The sequence below is a fragment of the Sphingobium lactosutens DS20 genome (assembly GCF_000445105.1).
In the GTDB taxonomy this organism is placed as follows: Bacteria; Pseudomonadota; Alphaproteobacteria; order Sphingomonadales; family Sphingomonadaceae; genus Sphingobium; species Sphingobium lactosutens.
Map to the genome: position 1 here is coordinate 1 of NZ_ATDP01000072.1, position 15,161 is coordinate 15,161.

Sequence of the window (15,161 nt, forward strand, 5' to 3'; positions counted from 1 at the left end):
CCGCCAGGTCGGCACGCCCGCTCCAGCGATCCAGCGCCTGTCCCAGAGTCAGGTCGATGCGGCCGACCGGTTGCGCCAGCGCCGCGCCGGCATCCCGGCAGGCCAGCGCATCGGCGGCGACTGGCCCGGCCAGCCTCGGCTTGCCGTCATCCATCGCGATGTTGAGCGACGCGCGCATCATGGTGAGCGCGCATCCCGCCATCGCCGCGCGGGGCATCGCCGCCGCCAACTGCCCGCGAAAGCCCGACTGGAGATTGCCCGCACCGTCAATTTCCATGCCGACCGGGCCGGCATCGGTATCCAGCGTCATGCGCGCATCGTTCAGTGCCACCTTGATGTCGGGCAGGCTGAACGGCGCGGTCGAAGCGGGATCGCGAAACTGGTCCAGTTCGCCCAGCTTCAGCACCCCGTCATGCAGCGATCCGCGCAGCCGCACGCCGCCCGCCCTGACGGCGGCCACCTTGGGCGTCAGGCCAGCGAAGGCGATGTCCACCTCCACCCATCGCGCGGTCAGGTCGGGCCGGGCAGGATCGCCCAGCACGATATTTTCGATCCGCTGCGTGCGCAGGCCGACATCGACCAGGTCATAGCGCGCCTGCACGCCACGCCGGTTGAGTTCGCGCGTGACGAAGTTTTCGGCGATCGGCGCGCGCTGCGTCCACAGGCCAACCAGCAGCAAAGCCAGCGACCCCGTGCCAACGCCCAGCCACCGCAGCCATGCCCGGCGAACCGCTTCTTCGCCGTCTTCTTCTTCCATGCCTATGGCCAACCCCGGCTTCGCTGCGACACTGATGATCCGTAACGGGATCATAACGTCCCGCCGCTCCTAAATATCCTTGCCCCGCGATTCCGCAACGCATAGCGTCGGGCCCACAGGGTCAGGGGACAGGAATTTGGCCGAACAGGATGCGAAAGCCGCGCATGACGGGGCCGGACACCGCGCCCGGCTGCGGCAGAAACTGGCCGATGCGGGCGGCGAAGCGCTGCTGGATCATGAACTGATCGAATATCTGCTGGCGCTCGCCATCCCGCGCCGCGACACCAAGCCGCTGGCCAAGCTGCTGCTGCGCGAATTTGGCGGCATCGGCGGCCTGATGACCGCCGACTGGCAAGCGATCGCTCGCGTGCCGGGCATGGGCGACACCAGCGTCGCGGCGATCAAGATCGTGCAGGCCACCGCGCTGAGGATGCTGCGCAACGACGTGGCGGCGCGTCCGGTGCTCGCCAACTGGCAGGCGCTGCTCGACTATCTGCGCGCCGACATGGCCCATCTGGGGGTGGAACGGGTGCGCGTGCTGCATCTCAACAGCCGCAACATGCTGATCCGCGACGATCATATGGGCGACGGATCGATCGACCAGGCGGCGATCTATACCCGCGAAGTGATCCGCCGCGCCATTGACCTGGGGTCAGCGGCGCTCATCCTGGTCCATAATCACCCGTCCGGCGACCCATCGCCCAGCCGGCAGGATATAGACGTCACCCGCCAGATCATCGACGCGGGCAAGCGGCTCAACATCAGCGTCCACGATCATGTCATCATCGCGGGCCAGGGCCATGTCAGCCTGCGCGCCAAGGGCTTGCTATAGCGCCGGCCCCGCGCCTTACATCGTCAGCACGATCTTCCCGAAATGCGCGCCCGAATCCATGCGGGCATGGGCCTTGGCCGCGTCCGCCATATCGAATCGCTGGTCCATCGCCGGGCGCAGCCGACCCTCCGCGACGAACGGCCAAACCGTGCGGACCAGCTCGTCCGCGACTAGGCTCTTGAACCCCACCGATCGCGCGCGCAGCGTCGACGCGGTCAATGTCAGGCGGCGCTGCATGATTTGCGGAATGAAGATTTCCGCCTTCGCCCCGCCCAGCACCGCGATCGACACATGCCGGCCATCCTCTTCCAGGCAGTCGAGGTTGCGCGGCACATAGTCGCCGCCCACCATGTCGAGCACCGCCTGGCACCCCTTGCCGTCGGTGATGCGTTTCACCTCCGCGACAAAGTCCTGCGTCTTGTAATTCACCGCATGGGTCGCGCCCCATTCCAGCGCCTGGGCGCATTTGTCGTCGCTGCCGCAGGTAACGATGATGCTGACGTCGAACAGGCGGCACAGGCTGATCGCCATGGTGCCGATGCCGCTGGTGCCGCCATGCACCAGAACCGTGTCGCCGGGCGCGGCATAGGCGCGCTCGAACAAATTGGTCCATACCGTAAACAGCGTCTCCGGCAGCGCGGCGGCCTCGACCAGGTCATAGCCCTGCGGAACCGGCAGGCACTGACCCGCTGGCGCGACCGCATATTCGGCATAGCCCCCGCCCGCCAGCAGCGCGCACACCTTCTGCCCGATCAACTGGTCCGCGCCGTCGCCCGCCGCGACGATGGTGCCCGAAACCTCCAGTCCCGGAATGTCCGAAGCGCCCGGCGGCGGCGGATATTTGCCCTGGCGTTGCAGAACGTCGGGGCGGTTCACCCCGGCGGCGGCGACCCGGATCAGCACTTCGCCCTCCCCCGGCGCCGGCACCGGGCGGCGCTGCGCCACCAATGCCTCTGGCCCGCCCGGCGCGGCGATGCCGATCGCCGTCATTTCCGCCGGAATGGAATAACCGTCCGCCATCTCGCTGTCCCCCGCTTGTGGCTTATATCCGTCAGCAGCCCGAAATCGGCCGGCCGTTGCGGCGCCCTTATTGACAGACTGATGCCAAGGGTCAACATTGTCGACATGGACTTGGATGACGATCTGCCACGCAAGGGCGATGATCCGCTGGCCCGCCTGATCAAACAGGATCTGGGGCCATTGTCCATGAGCGAACTGGACAACCGCATCGCTTCGCTGGAGGCGGAGATCGAACGGACCAGACGCCACAAGGATAGCGCCGTTAACCATAAGGCAAGTGCCGAGGCGCTATTCAAGCGATGAACCGACGCCCCGCCCCCAGCGCCCTTCAGGGCTTCTTCGGGCTAGGGCAGTCTGGCAATTCCGCTGATCGGGGGTCGCGCCTTGATCCAGCGTCGAGCAATGCCGACATGGGGTTCGATGACGCTCCTATGACAGGGAGCATGGAGTAGAACAGACATGCCTTCTTTCGCAGCCGCCCTTGAAACCACCCTGCACAACGCGCTGACGCACGCGTCGGAGCGCCGGCACGAATATGCGACGCTGGAGCATCTGCTGCTCGCGCTGATCGACGATGAACATGCGTCGAAGGTGATGCAGGCGTGCGGCGTGGAACTGGGCGAACTGGGCGACGCCGTCACCCATTATCTCGACACCGAACTGGACAGCCTGAAGGTCGAGGGGTCGTCCGACCCCTCGCCCACCAGCGGTTTCCAGCGCGTCGTGCAGCGCGCCATCCTGCATGTCCAATCCTCCGGCAAGGATGAAGTGACCGGCGCCAATGTGCTGGTCGCGCTGTTTTCCGAGCGCGAATCCTATGCCGTCTATTTCCTGCAACAGCAGGATATGAGCCGTCTCGATGCCGTCAGCTATATCAGCCACGGCGTCGGCAAGGGCACGCCCACGCCCGAGCGTCAGGAGACGAAGGGCGCCGCCGAGGAGGAAAAGAAGGTGCAGGACGGCAAGGGCAAGAAGGACAGCGCGCTCGATCAGTTCACCGTCAACCTCAACGAGAAGGCGGACCGGGGCAAGGTCGACCCGCTGATCGGCCGGTCGGCCGAGGTGGACCGCACCGTGCAGATCCTCTGCCGCAGGTCGAAGAATAATCCGCTCTATGTCGGCGATCCGGGCGTGGGCAAGACCGCGATTGCCGAAGGGCTGGCGCGCAAGATCGTCGAAGGCGACGTGCCCGACGTGCTCAAGGAAGCGGTCATCTATTCGCTCGACATGGGCGCGCTGCTGGCCGGCACCCGCTATCGCGGCGATTTTGAGGAACGGTTGAAGGCGGTCGTCACCGAACTGGAAAAAATGCCGCATGCGGTGCTGTTCATCGACGAGATTCACACCGTTATCGGCGCGGGCGCGACCAGTGGCGGCGCAATGGATGCGTCGAACCTGCTGAAACCCGCTCTGTCGGGCGGCACGATCCGCTGCATCGGGTCGACCACCTACAAGGAATTCCGCAATCATTTCGAAAAGGACCGCGCGCTGCTGCGCCGGTTCCAGAAAATCGACGTCAACGAACCCACGATCGACGACACGATCAAGATCCTTGCGGGCCTGCGGTCGGCGTTCGAGGAGCATCACAGCGTCAAATATACGCCCGACGCGATCAAGGCGGCGGTCGAGCTTTCGGCGCGCTACATCAATGACCGCAAGCTGCCCGACAAGGCGATCGACGTGATCGACGAGGTTGGCGCGATGCAGATGCTGGTCGTGCCGTCCAAGCGCAAGAAGACGATCACGCCCAAGGAGATCGAGGCCGTCATCGCCACCATGGCGCGCATTCCGCCCAAGACGGTGTCGTCCGACGACAAGAGCGTGCTGGAATCTCTGACCACGGACCTCAAGCGCGTGGTCTTTGGTCAGGACAAGGCGATCGAGGTTCTGTCGTCGGCAATCAAGCTGTCGCGCGCGGGCCTGCGCGATCCTGACAAGCCGATCGGCAACTATCTCTTCTCCGGCCCCACCGGCGTCGGCAAGACGGAGGTGGCGCGCCAGCTCGCTACCCTGCTGGGCATTCCGCTCCAGCGGTTCGACATGTCCGAATATATGGAACGTCACTCGGTCAGCCGCCTGATCGGCGCGCCTCCGGGCTATGTCGGCTATGATCAGGGTGGCCTTCTGACCGATGCGGTCGACCAGAATCCGCACAGCGTGCTGCTGCTGGACGAGATTGAAAAGGCGCATCCCGACCTGTTCAACATCCTGCTACAGGTGATGGACAATGGCCGCCTGACCGATCATCACGGCAAGACGGTCGATTTCCGCAACACCATCCTCATCATGACCACCAATGCCGGTGCGTCGGACATGGCGAAGGAATCGATCGGCTTTGGGGAGCTGACCCGCGACGATGTGCAGGAAGATGCGGTCAAGAAGCTCTTCACGCCTGAATTCCGCAACCGCCTCGATGCCATCGTGCCCTTCGGCTATCTGCCGCCCGAAATCGTCGCGCGCGTCATCGACAAGTTCGTGCTCCAGCTGGAGCTGCAACTGGCCGACCGCGACGTCCACATCACGCTGGACGACGACGCGAAGGCGTGGCTCACGAAGAAGGGCTATGACAAGCTCTATGGCGCGCGACCGATGGGCCGTTTGATGCAGGAAAAGATCAAGCAGCCGCTCGCCGAGGAACTGCTGTTCGGCAAGCTGGTCCATGGCGGCGAAGTCCATGTCCATATGAAGGACAGCGACGGCGTCGAAGCCCTCGCCTTCGAAATCACCCCCGCCGCCCCCAAGAAGGGCAAGAAGGGCGGCAAGGCGAAGGCGCCCGCCGGCACAAAATAAACGACATTGCAGGACGAAAGAGAAAGGCGGCCCGCGAGGGTCGCCTTTTTTCTTCGCCTTGCTTACCAGAGGACTGACATGGGCACTGAAGGTGCATTCTCGCTAAAGCCCGTATCTCGCTGTCAAACCTGACGCCGCTTGCGAACGAGGCAGGCGAACGGGGCATTAATCCGGGACGGACCATGACAAGAAACATGGGATAAGCTACCCCCTTTCAATGTAGGATTTCTTCTGGTCTATCCTGCGGGATGACAGTGGTTCGCCCTTCCCATTCTCGCCACGTCGCCAATGTGCAGTGCCGTGTTGAGCAACGGCGACAATTGTCGCTTCGTGGTCGCCTATGGGTCGCTTCATGGTCGCCTCCCGGTCGCTTCCGGCCCGATAACAGTGTGAACTTCGCCTTGCGGTCCGATGCGCCTATTGCACGAAAAAAATTCGCCCCCGCATGTCACATCGCGCGCCGCCGCCTCGTCATGATTGCACACCCCAAGCGAAAGGACTGCATCATGACTGCCAAGCTCGATCCCTTCACCGCCGCACCCCAGCAGATGAAGGCCTGGTATGCCGCCAGCACCGCGATCGCCGATGCGTTGGACCCCGCGCTGGTCGAACTGGTCAAGATCCGCGCGTCGCAGATCAACCAGTGCGCCAACTGCCTCAACATGCACAGCGCCGACGCCCGCGCGCATGGGGAAAGCGAACAGCGGCTCTTTCTCCTTTCGGCCTGGCGTGAAGCGCCCTGCTATACCGATCGGGAACGCGCCGCTCTGGGCTGGGCTGAAGCGATGACTCGCCTGTCCGAAGGGCCGGAGCTTGCGGCGGCCTATGATGCGCTGAAATGGGAGTTCAGCGAAGAGGAACAGGTGCAATTGACGCTGATGATCAACGTCATCACCGGATGGAACCGGCTCGCGGTCGGTTTTGGCATGTGGATTGAAACCGCCGCGACAAAGGCGCGCGACGCCGCGCAAATGAAGGCGGCGGCCTGATGGCGTCGGGGGCGCGGACGGACGCGGCGGCGCGCTTTGCTCCGCTGCGTCCCCGCCTCACCCGCATCGCCTATCGCATGCTCGGCTCCGTGGCGGACGCCGAGGATGTGGTGCAGGACGCCTTCCTGCGCTGGATGAGCGCGGATCATGACGCCGTGCGCGAACCCGAAGCCTTTCTTCGCCGCATCGTCACGCGCCTGTGCCTCGATCACCTCAAATCCGCGCGGGTGCGGCGCGAAACCTATGTCGGCCCTTGGCTTCCCGAACCACTGGTGGAGGACGGGGACGAAGAAAGCGATGACATCACCTTGCCGCTGATGCTGGCGCTGGAGCGGTTGTCTCCGCTGGAGCGCGCCGCCTTCCTGCTGCACGATGTGTTTGGCCTCAGTTTTGACGAAATCGCCACCACCATCGGCCGCGACGCCGCCGCCTGCCGGCAACTCGCGGCCCGGGCGCGCGCGCATGTCCGCGACGCGCGGCCCCGCTACCGCATGGAGCAGGCACGCGGGCTGGAGATCGCCAGCGCCTTCTTCGCCGCCTCGCGCAGCGGCGACATGCGCGCGCTCGGCGCGATGCTGGCGCAGGATGTCAGCCTGCACAGCGACGGCGGCGGAAAGCGCCCCGCGACCGTCCGTCCCGCGCTTGGCTTTTCGCAGGTCATGCAGGTGCACAAGGCGCTGGGCGTACTGTTCGGCAAATATGGGTCGACGTTGCTGCGCACCTGCCGGATCAACGGCCTGCCCGGCTTCGTCACGCAAGAGGCCGATGGCGAGATCCAGACCACCGCGCTGGCGATCGAGAATGGGCGGATCAGCGCCATCTATGTTATGCGCAACCCCGACAAGCTGCGCCATCTGCACTGACCCCTAGAGGAAGACGCGCCGCAGCGGCGTCAGCCGCAGCAGCTGCCACACGAGATAGGGAGCGACCAGAGCCAAGACGAACAGCCAGACTTTGGGAAAGGACAGGCCGGCATAATGAATGATCGCGCCATGGAGGTACATGATGACCAGCGACGCACGGCCAATATGCTGGAGCGGCCAGGCAAAGCGCGCAACCCGCGCCGACAGGCGGAGCAGCAGCAGCGATGTCGCCACCCCCGCACCGATCGACAGCAGCGGCCAGCCATAATCGGCGACCTTCATGTTGAGCGTGGGCACCAGGCCCGAAAGCCCCGCCCCCGCCAGCAGGCCCAATGGCAGGATCAGCCCATTGCGCCAGCGGACATGCGGCCACGCCGCGCCGACCCACAGCAGCAGCATCGCCATCGGCACGGTCAGCAGGCCGAGCGGCGAAGCATCGAACTGCCAGCCGAGCCCATAGGCCAGCAGCGCCAGCGGCGCGATCAGCAACACCCAGCGCCGGTCCAGCGGATCGGGCCAGCGATTAAGCGCAATGTTGAACGCAATCCGAGCGACCATCAGGCACGGCACGAACCAGAAGATGATGAACGGCCCGCCAAGCCATGTTCCGCCCAGCAATATGGGGCCGGCATCCTGCGGCCAGTGACGATAGATTGGCGCATTGCCCTTCATCGGCTCGATAATCTGGTCGGCGATCAGCAACATTATCAGGAAGGCGGCATAGGGCCGCATCTGGCCGGTGATCTGCCGCCGGGTGAAGCTGCCGATCGGGCGCGGCCGCGACAACAGGCCCGACAGCAGGAAGAAAAGCGGCATGTGGAAACTGTAGAGCGCGTCGCGCACCGGGCCGCGCGTCCATATATGCCCCGCCACCACCGCGATGATGCCGATGCCGCGCGCCACATCGACCCAGTCCAGCCGAAATTGCGTGGTCGCCGCGTCATGCCCCCTGTTTTCCATCGCCCGCCCGCCCTATAGGATGGCGCGCGCGCGTCAATCCGCCGCCCCTTGTTCCCGTTAGGATGATACCCCTTGCCTTTGTTGACCGACCATGTCCTGTTCCTTGATGGCGAGGCGCTGATCCTCGACAAGCCCGCCGGCCTGCCGGTCGATGCGCCGCGCGACGGGTCGATGAGCCTGGAAAATCATCTCGCCTCCCTCACCTTCGGATTTCAGCGCTGGCCGCTGCCCGTCCACCGGCTGGACCGCGACACCAGCGGCTGCCTGCTGCTCGCCCGCAATCCCAAAGCGCACAAGCGGTTTGCCGCCGCCTTCGAAGCGGGCACAGTGACGAAACGCTATATCGCCGTGCTGGATGGCATCCCGGGGGAGGCCGAGGGGACGATCGCCCTGTCGCTCAAGAAGGTCAGCACCCCGGCACAGGGCTGGCGGATGATCGCGGCCAAGGCGGGCAAGCCCGCCGTCACCCACTGGCGCAAGCTGGCTGAGCGCGACGGACGTGCGCTGGTGGCCTTCACGCCCGAAACCGGCCGCACCCACCAGATCCGCGTGCATGCCCAGCATGGCCTTGGCTTTGGCATCATGGGCGATCCTGTCTATGGCAAGGGCGACGGGCCGATGCTGCTCCACAGCCGGTTCCTCAGCGTTCCGCGCGGCGACAAGCCTGCGGCCGAGGCGACCGCGCCGCTGCCCGAGACCTTCGCCGTCGCTGGCTTTGGCCCGGAATATCTGGACGATGCCGGACTTTGACATACCCGAAGAGGCGCTGGAGGAGCGCTTCATCACCGGCGGGGGACCGGGCGGGCAGAAGGTGAACAAGGTCGCGACGGCGGTGCAGTTGCGCGTCAACCTGTTCCGCCTCGGCCTTCCCCCCCATGCCTACCGCAAGATAAAGGAGCTGGCGGGATCGCGCCTGACCGCCGCCAATGAAATACTGATCCAGGCCAACCGCTTCCGCACGCAGGAGGCCAACCGCCAGGACGCCCGCGACCGGCTCGCCGACCTGATCGCCCGCGCCCATGAACGCGACGCCCGCCGCATCGCCACCAAACCCGGCAAAGCCGCCAAGGCCCGCCGCGTCGACGCCAAAAAGGCGCGCAGCTCCGTCAAGCAGGGGCGCGGCAAGATACGCATGGACTGACGGGCCGTTAACCATTGTGTGGGAAGGGTTGGAGCGATCCATTGAGAGTTTTTTGGGTATGTCAAAATTCGTCCTCGTGTCAGCAGTCCCGCGTCCGTTAAATTGGTTTTTATGGGCATCCGCGACGGTCACCGGTGTAATTCTAATAGTAACAGACTTGCTGCAATTGGACGGTCTTCGACTAGTCAATTCAAGGTTAGTAATTGGTCGTGATTTTCTAAACGTATGGAGCGGCGGAAGCCTAGCCCTATCTAATCACTTAGATATTATTTATAAATATGACGCCTACCGTTCATGGCAGATGAGTATATTTGGCACATTAGATCCTTATAATTATTCTTATCCACCACACACCTTGTTTTTAGCTTTACCATTCGCAACGATGCCTTATGCTCTATCTCTCACATTATGGACTATATTTGGTATTATTATTTTTACGTATGCCGCACGCCCATACATGGATTGTCTTCCGATATATTTGGCTGTTCTGACTCCAGCGGCCGTTGTAAATATTTGGTGCGGCCACTATGGCTTTGTAATCGGTGCGCTATGGCTGTGGTTTTTTTCTAATCTCGGAAAATCTAAATTCCGTGCTGGAGTTTTAGCGGGATTTTTGACGCTAAAGCCCCATCTCGGATTATTGATCGCATTCTCTCTCATAACAAAAAAATCGTGGCGAAGCATTTATATTGCAATTTTTGTTACTCTTGGACTTGTTGTAGCAAGTTCGATCGCATTTGGCAGTGATTTGTGGCTAGAATGGCTGATAGACACATCTGCTTTACAGCGACAGATTATGAACGATCCTGGTCAAAAATTTTACTTTATCATGATGCCATCTATATATATAACGTTAAGAAATCTTCCATTACATATCGCACTTATTGGTCAAATTGTATTTTCCTGCATCGCGCTGTCCCTGTGTTGGAAATCAAGGCATTGTGGCAACAAAGACCTTGCATTCATTACTGCAACGGCGACCGCTATCATTCTACCGTATATATTTAATTACGACCTTACAGTTTCATGCCTTGGGTTTGCGATTGCAATTTACAAACGGTGGGCGGATTTGACCTCATATGAAAGGATCGCTCTTTGGCTTGGATTTGCTTCGCCTTTACTAGTTATGGTTAGTCAACCGGTTGCACCCATATCACTTTTATTGGGGTTAATAGTCCTCGTACGACAAGCCGAGAAAGACAGGATGGACGAACCCCAATTTGACAAGGTACAGCTGAAAGAAAACCTCAATGTATGACTTCGCCCCCACCGCCAATGCTGACAAAACCACCCTGTATGCCGACCTCGTCTCTGCCGCAGACGCGCTGACGCGGGACGAGCCGGACAGCGTGGCCAACATGGCCAATATATCCGCTCTGCTCTGGCAGTTTCTGCCTGACCTCAACTGGGCAGGCTTTTATCGCCTTGTCGAAGATGAACTGGTCCTCGGCCCGTTTCAGGGCAAGCCGGCCTGCATTCGCATTCCATTGGGGCGCGGCGTGTGTGGAACGGCGGCTGCGACAGGCGAAACCCAACTGGTGGAGGACGTGCATGCTTTTCCCGGCCATATCGCCTGCGACGCGGCCAGCGCGTCGGAAATCGTCGTGCCGGTCATCCACGACGGCAGGCTGGTGGGCGTCATCGACCTCGACAGCCCGGTCGCCGCGCGCTTCGATGCGGATGATGCGGCGGGGCTGGAAGATCTGGCCTCCCTGATCGCCGCGCGTATCGCCTGACCTTCCCTACCTGCCCCGTTTCAGGACAGCGGCGACGGCGGTCTTACGTGGATTGCCGCGGATCATCATGCTAAATAACGCGTTAGGAATTTCGCGGCGCTCGCCTGTGCCCGCTCAAGACTATCGGGAGACCTGTCCATGCGGATGTTGAACCTCGCTTTGATCGGCACGGCTCTGGCAACGGCCGGAGCGGTAGCGCCCGCATGGGCGAATGGTCGTGACGGAGCGCATGTCGTGCGCCCAGGCGTCGTTCACAGCAACATGCATCGCTGGGGTCCGCGCCAGCAGGGCCGCTGGTATGCGGGATGGCGCGCGCCAGGTGGATGGAATGGCTATCAGCGCCCGGTGCGCGGCTTCATCCTGCCACGCTACTGGATCAGCCCGAGCTACTATATCGCCAATTACCCGGCCTATGGGCTGCCGGCCCCCGCGCCCGGCTTTGGCTGGTCGCGCTATTATGACGATGCGGTCATGACCGATCGCTATGGGCGCGTCTATGACTACCGCTCGGACATCGACTGGGACCGCTATGAGGGCGGCTATGGCGACTATGCGGATGATCGCCGCGACAATGGCGTGGGCGGCGCAGCGATCGGCGCGGTCGTTGGCGGTGTCGCGGGCAACCGCATCGCCGGACGCGGCAATCGGACCGCCGGCACGCTGATCGGCGCGGGCGTCGGCGCGGTCGCCGGCATGGCGATCGACAAGGCGGAGGATGACCGGCGGGACGGCCCACCGCCGCCACGCCTTGGCGTCAGCTATGACGATGGCTATGGCTATGCCGACGATGCCGTGACCAGTTCCAACGAATATGAAGGGCGCTGGACCGGCACCTGGACGACCGATGACGGACGGACGGTTTCGGGCACCTATGACGGCCGGTTCGAAGGGGATGTGCGCGGCGCGGGCGTCGATTATCCGCCGCCCCCGTATGACGGCGCGCCGCATTGGGGCGGCGCACCCATGGCTGGCGGCTATGTATCGGGCGGCTATTATTATCCCGCTCCGATCGTGACGACGGTGACGGTGCAGCCGGCAACGACGACCACCACGACGACGACCTATGTGACGGAAACCGTTGCGCCGCGAAAAGCAGTCCGGCGCAGTCGGCGGGCCTGCCGCTGCAAATAGCGGCAGCATCTTGCGCGCGCCGAAGAGTTCGTGGCAAGGGGTCGCATCAAATAGCAATCAGTATGACCATGCTCCGGCCGCCATCATGCGGACGAAGCGCGATCTGGTTTTCGGGAGAGGATGACAAGGGCGTTTTCCATCGAACGGATCCTTTTCATGCCGCCCGCCCTGCCCGCTCTTCATCCGCCGGCCCGCCCGCATAATCTCGCTGAGGATGGCTATGCCATCGCGATCGGCTGCGCCTTCATCGCCATGGGGCTTATGCTGCTGAAACAGGCCGGTCTGGTGACGGGCGGCATGGCGGGCATTGCCCTTTTAATTTCCTACCTGATCCCCTGGTCGCCCGCGACCCTTTTCATCCTGGTCAACATCCCGTTCTTTCTATTTGGCGGCAGAGCGATGGGCCTGGCCTTCGGGCTCAAGACATTGTTCGCCAACGTCGCCATCATGGTGCTGGGCCTGACGATACCCGTCGCTCTGCAAGTCGCCAGGGTCAGCCCGGTCTTTGCCGCCCTGTTCGGCGGGTCTATCATCGGCTTTGGCATATTGGCGATCGCTCGGCATGGGGCGGGCGTGGGCGGCATCGGGGTGGTCGCCTTGATCCTGCAAAAATCACGCGGGTGGAACGCTGGCAGGACCCAGATGAGCTGCGATGTGCTGATCGTGCTTGCCTCGCTGCCGATCCTGAGCGTCGACAGCTTTGGCCTGTCCGTTGTATCGGCCGCCGCGATCAATGCCGTGCTGATCGTCAACCATCGTCCCGGGCGCTATATCGGCCATTAGCCAGCGCAGAGCGGATCCCCGGACCGATCGCGCGCGCGCAGGGCGCTGGCCGCGTCATTGGCGATGCGGGGGAAGCTTACCCCCTCCAAAGACCCTCGGCCTTCGCACAGGTCAGCGCATGCCAGGTCGACCACGCCGGGCAATGACACCTGGTCGCCATCATATTGCGCGACAATGATGCAGCGGTCCCCGCCCTTGAAACTGAGGATCAGCTTGTCGCCTGCCCGTCGCGCCGTTCCACGTCCCCGACAGGCCGGTTCCTCGCCAAAGATCGCCTCCAGACCGAAATGCAGATCGCCATTGCGCGCAGGGATGACGCACAGCGCGTCGCGGCCAGCCTCGTGGCTCCGTTGAAACAGGCCGACAGGCGATATTTTGGCGGGGTCTGCAATGGCGCCGCTGGCGATCGCTGCTTGCTCCAGCCGCGATGCAGCGCCGCCTGGCGCGACGGGTGATGACGCCTGCTCGGCCGGCGGGCGCTGACAAGCGAACAGCAATAGGAAAAGCGTCAGGCTACTCCGCCGCATCGACCGAACTGAGACCTTCGGACCCGACACGGCGGAAGAAACAGGATCGTGCGCCTGTATGGCATGTCGGCCCGGCCGGAATGGCCTTCACCCAGACGGCGTCCTGATCACAATCGATGCGGATATCGCGCACCTCCAGCATGTTTCCCGACGTCTCACCCTTTTTCCAGAGCGCCTGCCGGCTGCGCGACCAGAAATGCGCTAGACCCGTCTCCACCGTCATTGCCAAAGCCTGCGCGTTCATATGCGCGACCATCAGCACCTCACCTGTGGCGGCGTCCGTCACGACGGCGGTGATCAGACCGTCACGGTCATATTTGGGATTGAGGGTCAGGCCCGTATCACGCGCATCGGTCATCGCCGCCCTATAGGCCGGGACAGACCGAAAGCGAAGCCAAAAGGCTGAATATCGGAAGCCAAATGGGGCGATCGACGGGATCCGAACCCGCGACCTCCGGTACCACAAACCGGCGCTCTAACCAACTGAGCTACGATCGCCACAGGGGCCTGCGGCCCCGAGAGACAGGGCACATATGCGGCCCGTCCCTGCCCGTCAAGCCGACATTTCGTTGAGCGAGGAATTCATCGCTCCATTGCCCCGGCCAGCTGCGCCCGCAAATTTGCGAGCGCCGTTTCAGACAACCTTGGTCGCTCCCTTGCCGGTTTCCCCTTGCGCAATCTTGCCCGGTCTTTCTCCGGCGGATCGACCAGCCGCACCCGCACGGCGGCATGACCCAAGGTGCGAATACCCAGTTCCTCAGCCGCACCGCGCGACAGGTCGATGATCCGCCCCCGGCCGGCGAACGGGCCGCGATCATTGACCCGCACCAAAATGGCGCGCCCCGTGTCAAGCGACGTCACTTCCACATAGCTGGGCAGCGGCAAGGTCACATGGGCCCCGGTGATCCACTTCGCGCGGAAGCGTTCGCCATTGGCGGTGCGGTTCCCCGATTCCGATCCATACCAGCTGGCGTATCCGAGCATGTCATAATGCGGGTCCGCAGCGGGAACATAGGTAACGCCCCGCACCGTGTAGGGGCGGCCAATGCGCACCGGATGATCGCTGACCGGGCGGAAATTGCCACCGCCACATGCTGCCAGCGCCAAGGCAGGAGCAGTCCACGCCATCCTTGTCCAAACCGTCATGGCGGCCTCCGTACAACGTGCAATCCATCGCGTCGAGGCGCCGGACAAGGAAAAGGGGCAAAGGCAGATGCCTTCACCCCTTCGCTTTCGGCTTTCTGGGCAAGACGGCAGGCTTGGCCTGCCGATCCGCCACTCTCTCCTAATGCGTTTCCGACCGCGACGCCGGCAAAGTCAGCCAGAGCGGGCGTCCGTGCGAAGCGGACGCCCTAGCCCTTAATTGACCGAATCCTTCAGGCCCTTGCCGGCCTTGAACTTCGGCTGAGCCGAAGCCTTGATGGTCATGGTTTCGCCGGTGCGGGGATTGCGGCCGGTCGACGCCTTGCGCTGCGACACGGAGAAGGTGCCGAAACCGACGAGGCGAACTTCGTCGCCCTTCTTCAGCGCTCCGGTGATCGCGTCGAACACACCTTCGACCGCCTTGGTCGCGTCATTCTTGCTGAGGCCGCTGCTTTCAGCAACCGTGCTGATCAGATCCTGCTTGTTCAT

18 protein-coding genes and 1 tRNA gene are annotated in these 15,161 nt (G+C 62.9%); 11 read left to right on the plus strand and 8 right to left on the minus strand.

Translation table 11 applies throughout. The features are described 5' to 3' along the window. The coding region (locus RLDS_RS0127745) for an intermembrane phospholipid transport protein YdbH family protein (RefSeq protein WP_456242886.1) at window positions 1–757 on the minus strand (757 nt) is incomplete at its 3' end. 136 nt (window positions 758–893) lie between these two features. Here RLDS_RS0127745 and radC point away from each other — a divergent pair. Further along, entirely contained in the window at window positions 894–1,589 is a 696-nt protein-coding gene (gene radC, locus RLDS_RS33960) for a RadC family protein (protein ID WP_021224893.1), read from the plus strand. 15 nt (window positions 1,590–1,604) lie between these two features. On the opposite strand, the gene RLDS_RS33965 is transcribed toward radC, so the two are convergent. Beyond that, on the minus strand, window positions 1,605–2,609 hold the full coding sequence (locus RLDS_RS33965) for an NAD(P)H-quinone oxidoreductase (protein WP_021224894.1): 1,005 nt from the start codon (window positions 2,607–2,609) through the stop codon (window positions 1,605–1,607). 105 nt (window positions 2,610–2,714) lie between these two features. On the opposite strand from RLDS_RS33965, the gene RLDS_RS33970 reads away from it, so the two are divergent. The 4 genes from RLDS_RS33970 to RLDS_RS33985 all read left to right on the plus strand — a co-directional run bounded on the left by RLDS_RS33970 (window position 2,715) and on the right by RLDS_RS33985 (window position 7,251). After that, window positions 2,715–2,912 carry a DUF1192 domain-containing protein gene (locus RLDS_RS33970; RefSeq protein ID WP_031297540.1) on the plus strand — a complete coding sequence of 66 codons (198 nt, stop codon included), beginning with the start codon at window positions 2,715–2,717 and terminating at the stop codon, window positions 2,910–2,912. 156 nt (window positions 2,913–3,068) lie between these two features. Continuing rightward, window positions 3,069–5,399, plus strand: a complete 2,331-nt coding sequence (gene clpA / locus RLDS_RS33975; protein ID WP_021224896.1) for an ATP-dependent Clp protease ATP-binding subunit ClpA — start codon at window positions 3,069–3,071, stop codon at window positions 5,397–5,399. Between the two features lie 506 nt (window positions 5,400–5,905). Continuing rightward, complete coding sequence (locus RLDS_RS33980) at window positions 5,906–6,388, plus strand: carboxymuconolactone decarboxylase family protein (RefSeq protein WP_021224897.1); 483 nt, start codon at window positions 5,906–5,908, stop codon at window positions 6,386–6,388. Further along, window positions 6,388–7,251: a sigma-70 family RNA polymerase sigma factor gene (locus RLDS_RS33985; RefSeq protein ID WP_021224898.1), complete on the plus strand. Its 864-nt coding sequence runs from the start codon at window positions 6,388–6,390 to the stop codon at window positions 7,249–7,251. Before RLDS_RS33980 ends, RLDS_RS33985 begins: the two co-directional genes overlap by 1 nt. Before the next feature lie 3 nt (window positions 7,252–7,254). On the opposite strand, the gene RLDS_RS33990 is transcribed toward RLDS_RS33985, so the two are convergent. After that, on the minus strand, window positions 7,255–8,211 hold the full coding sequence (locus tag RLDS_RS33990; protein ID WP_021224899.1) for an acyltransferase family protein: 957 nt from the start codon (window positions 8,209–8,211) through the stop codon (window positions 7,255–7,257). A 72-nt stretch (window positions 8,212–8,283) separates the two neighbouring features. Here RLDS_RS33990 and RLDS_RS33995 point away from each other — a divergent pair, with 72 nt between their 5' ends. The 6 genes from RLDS_RS33995 (at window position 8,284) to RLDS_RS34015 (ending at window position 13,002) form a co-directional block, all read left to right on the plus strand. After that, the gene (locus RLDS_RS33995) at window positions 8,284–8,961 is read left to right on the plus strand and encodes an RluA family pseudouridine synthase (protein WP_021224900.1); all 678 of its coding nucleotides are present in this window, start codon (window positions 8,284–8,286) and stop codon (window positions 8,959–8,961) included. After that, complete coding sequence (gene arfB, locus RLDS_RS34000) at window positions 8,948–9,352, plus strand: alternative ribosome rescue aminoacyl-tRNA hydrolase ArfB (RefSeq protein ID WP_021224901.1); 405 nt, start codon at window positions 8,948–8,950, stop codon at window positions 9,350–9,352. The genes RLDS_RS33995 and arfB overlap by 14 nt, the downstream gene beginning before the upstream one ends. 58 nt (window positions 9,353–9,410) lie before the next feature. Then, window positions 9,411–10,610, plus strand: coding sequence for a glycosyltransferase family 87 protein (locus tag RLDS_RS55135; RefSeq protein WP_084514683.1), 1,200 nt, complete (start codon window positions 9,411–9,413; stop codon window positions 10,608–10,610). Then, entirely contained in the window at window positions 10,603–11,088 is a 486-nt protein-coding gene (locus RLDS_RS34005; protein WP_021224902.1) for a GAF domain-containing protein, read from the plus strand. Before RLDS_RS55135 ends, RLDS_RS34005 begins: the two co-directional genes overlap by 8 nt. A gap of 138 nt (window positions 11,089–11,226) precedes the next feature. Continuing rightward, window positions 11,227–12,219, plus strand: a complete 993-nt coding sequence (locus tag RLDS_RS34010) for an RcnB family protein (protein WP_021224903.1) — start codon at window positions 11,227–11,229, stop codon at window positions 12,217–12,219. Window positions 12,220–12,375: 156 nt separating this feature from the next. Then, window positions 12,376–13,002: a YitT family protein gene (locus tag RLDS_RS34015; RefSeq protein ID WP_031297544.1), complete on the plus strand. Its 627-nt coding sequence runs from the start codon at window positions 12,376–12,378 to the stop codon at window positions 13,000–13,002. Here RLDS_RS34015 and RLDS_RS34020 read toward each other — a convergent pair. From RLDS_RS34020 to RLDS_RS34035, 5 genes are all read right to left on the minus strand, one after another. Next, window positions 12,999–13,529: a hypothetical protein gene (locus RLDS_RS34020; protein WP_021224905.1), complete on the minus strand. Its 531-nt coding sequence runs from the start codon at window positions 13,527–13,529 to the stop codon at window positions 12,999–13,001. The genes RLDS_RS34015 and RLDS_RS34020 overlap by 4 nt on opposite strands. Continuing rightward, entirely contained in the window at window positions 13,516–13,887 is a 372-nt protein-coding gene (hisI, locus tag RLDS_RS0127750; protein WP_031297545.1) for a phosphoribosyl-AMP cyclohydrolase, read from the minus strand. Before hisI ends, RLDS_RS34020 begins: the two co-directional genes overlap by 14 nt. Before the next feature lie 63 nt (window positions 13,888–13,950). Beyond that, window positions 13,951–14,027: transfer RNA gene (locus tag RLDS_RS34025), tRNA-His, on the minus strand. Window positions 14,028–14,111: 84 nt separating this feature from the next. Next, window positions 14,112–14,675: a septal ring lytic transglycosylase RlpA family protein gene (locus RLDS_RS34030; protein WP_052034087.1), complete on the minus strand. Its 564-nt coding sequence runs from the start codon at window positions 14,673–14,675 to the stop codon at window positions 14,112–14,114. A gap of 213 nt (window positions 14,676–14,888) precedes the next feature. Next, complete coding sequence (locus tag RLDS_RS34035; protein ID WP_009821372.1) at window positions 14,889–15,161, minus strand: HU family DNA-binding protein; 273 nt, start codon at window positions 15,159–15,161, stop codon at window positions 14,889–14,891.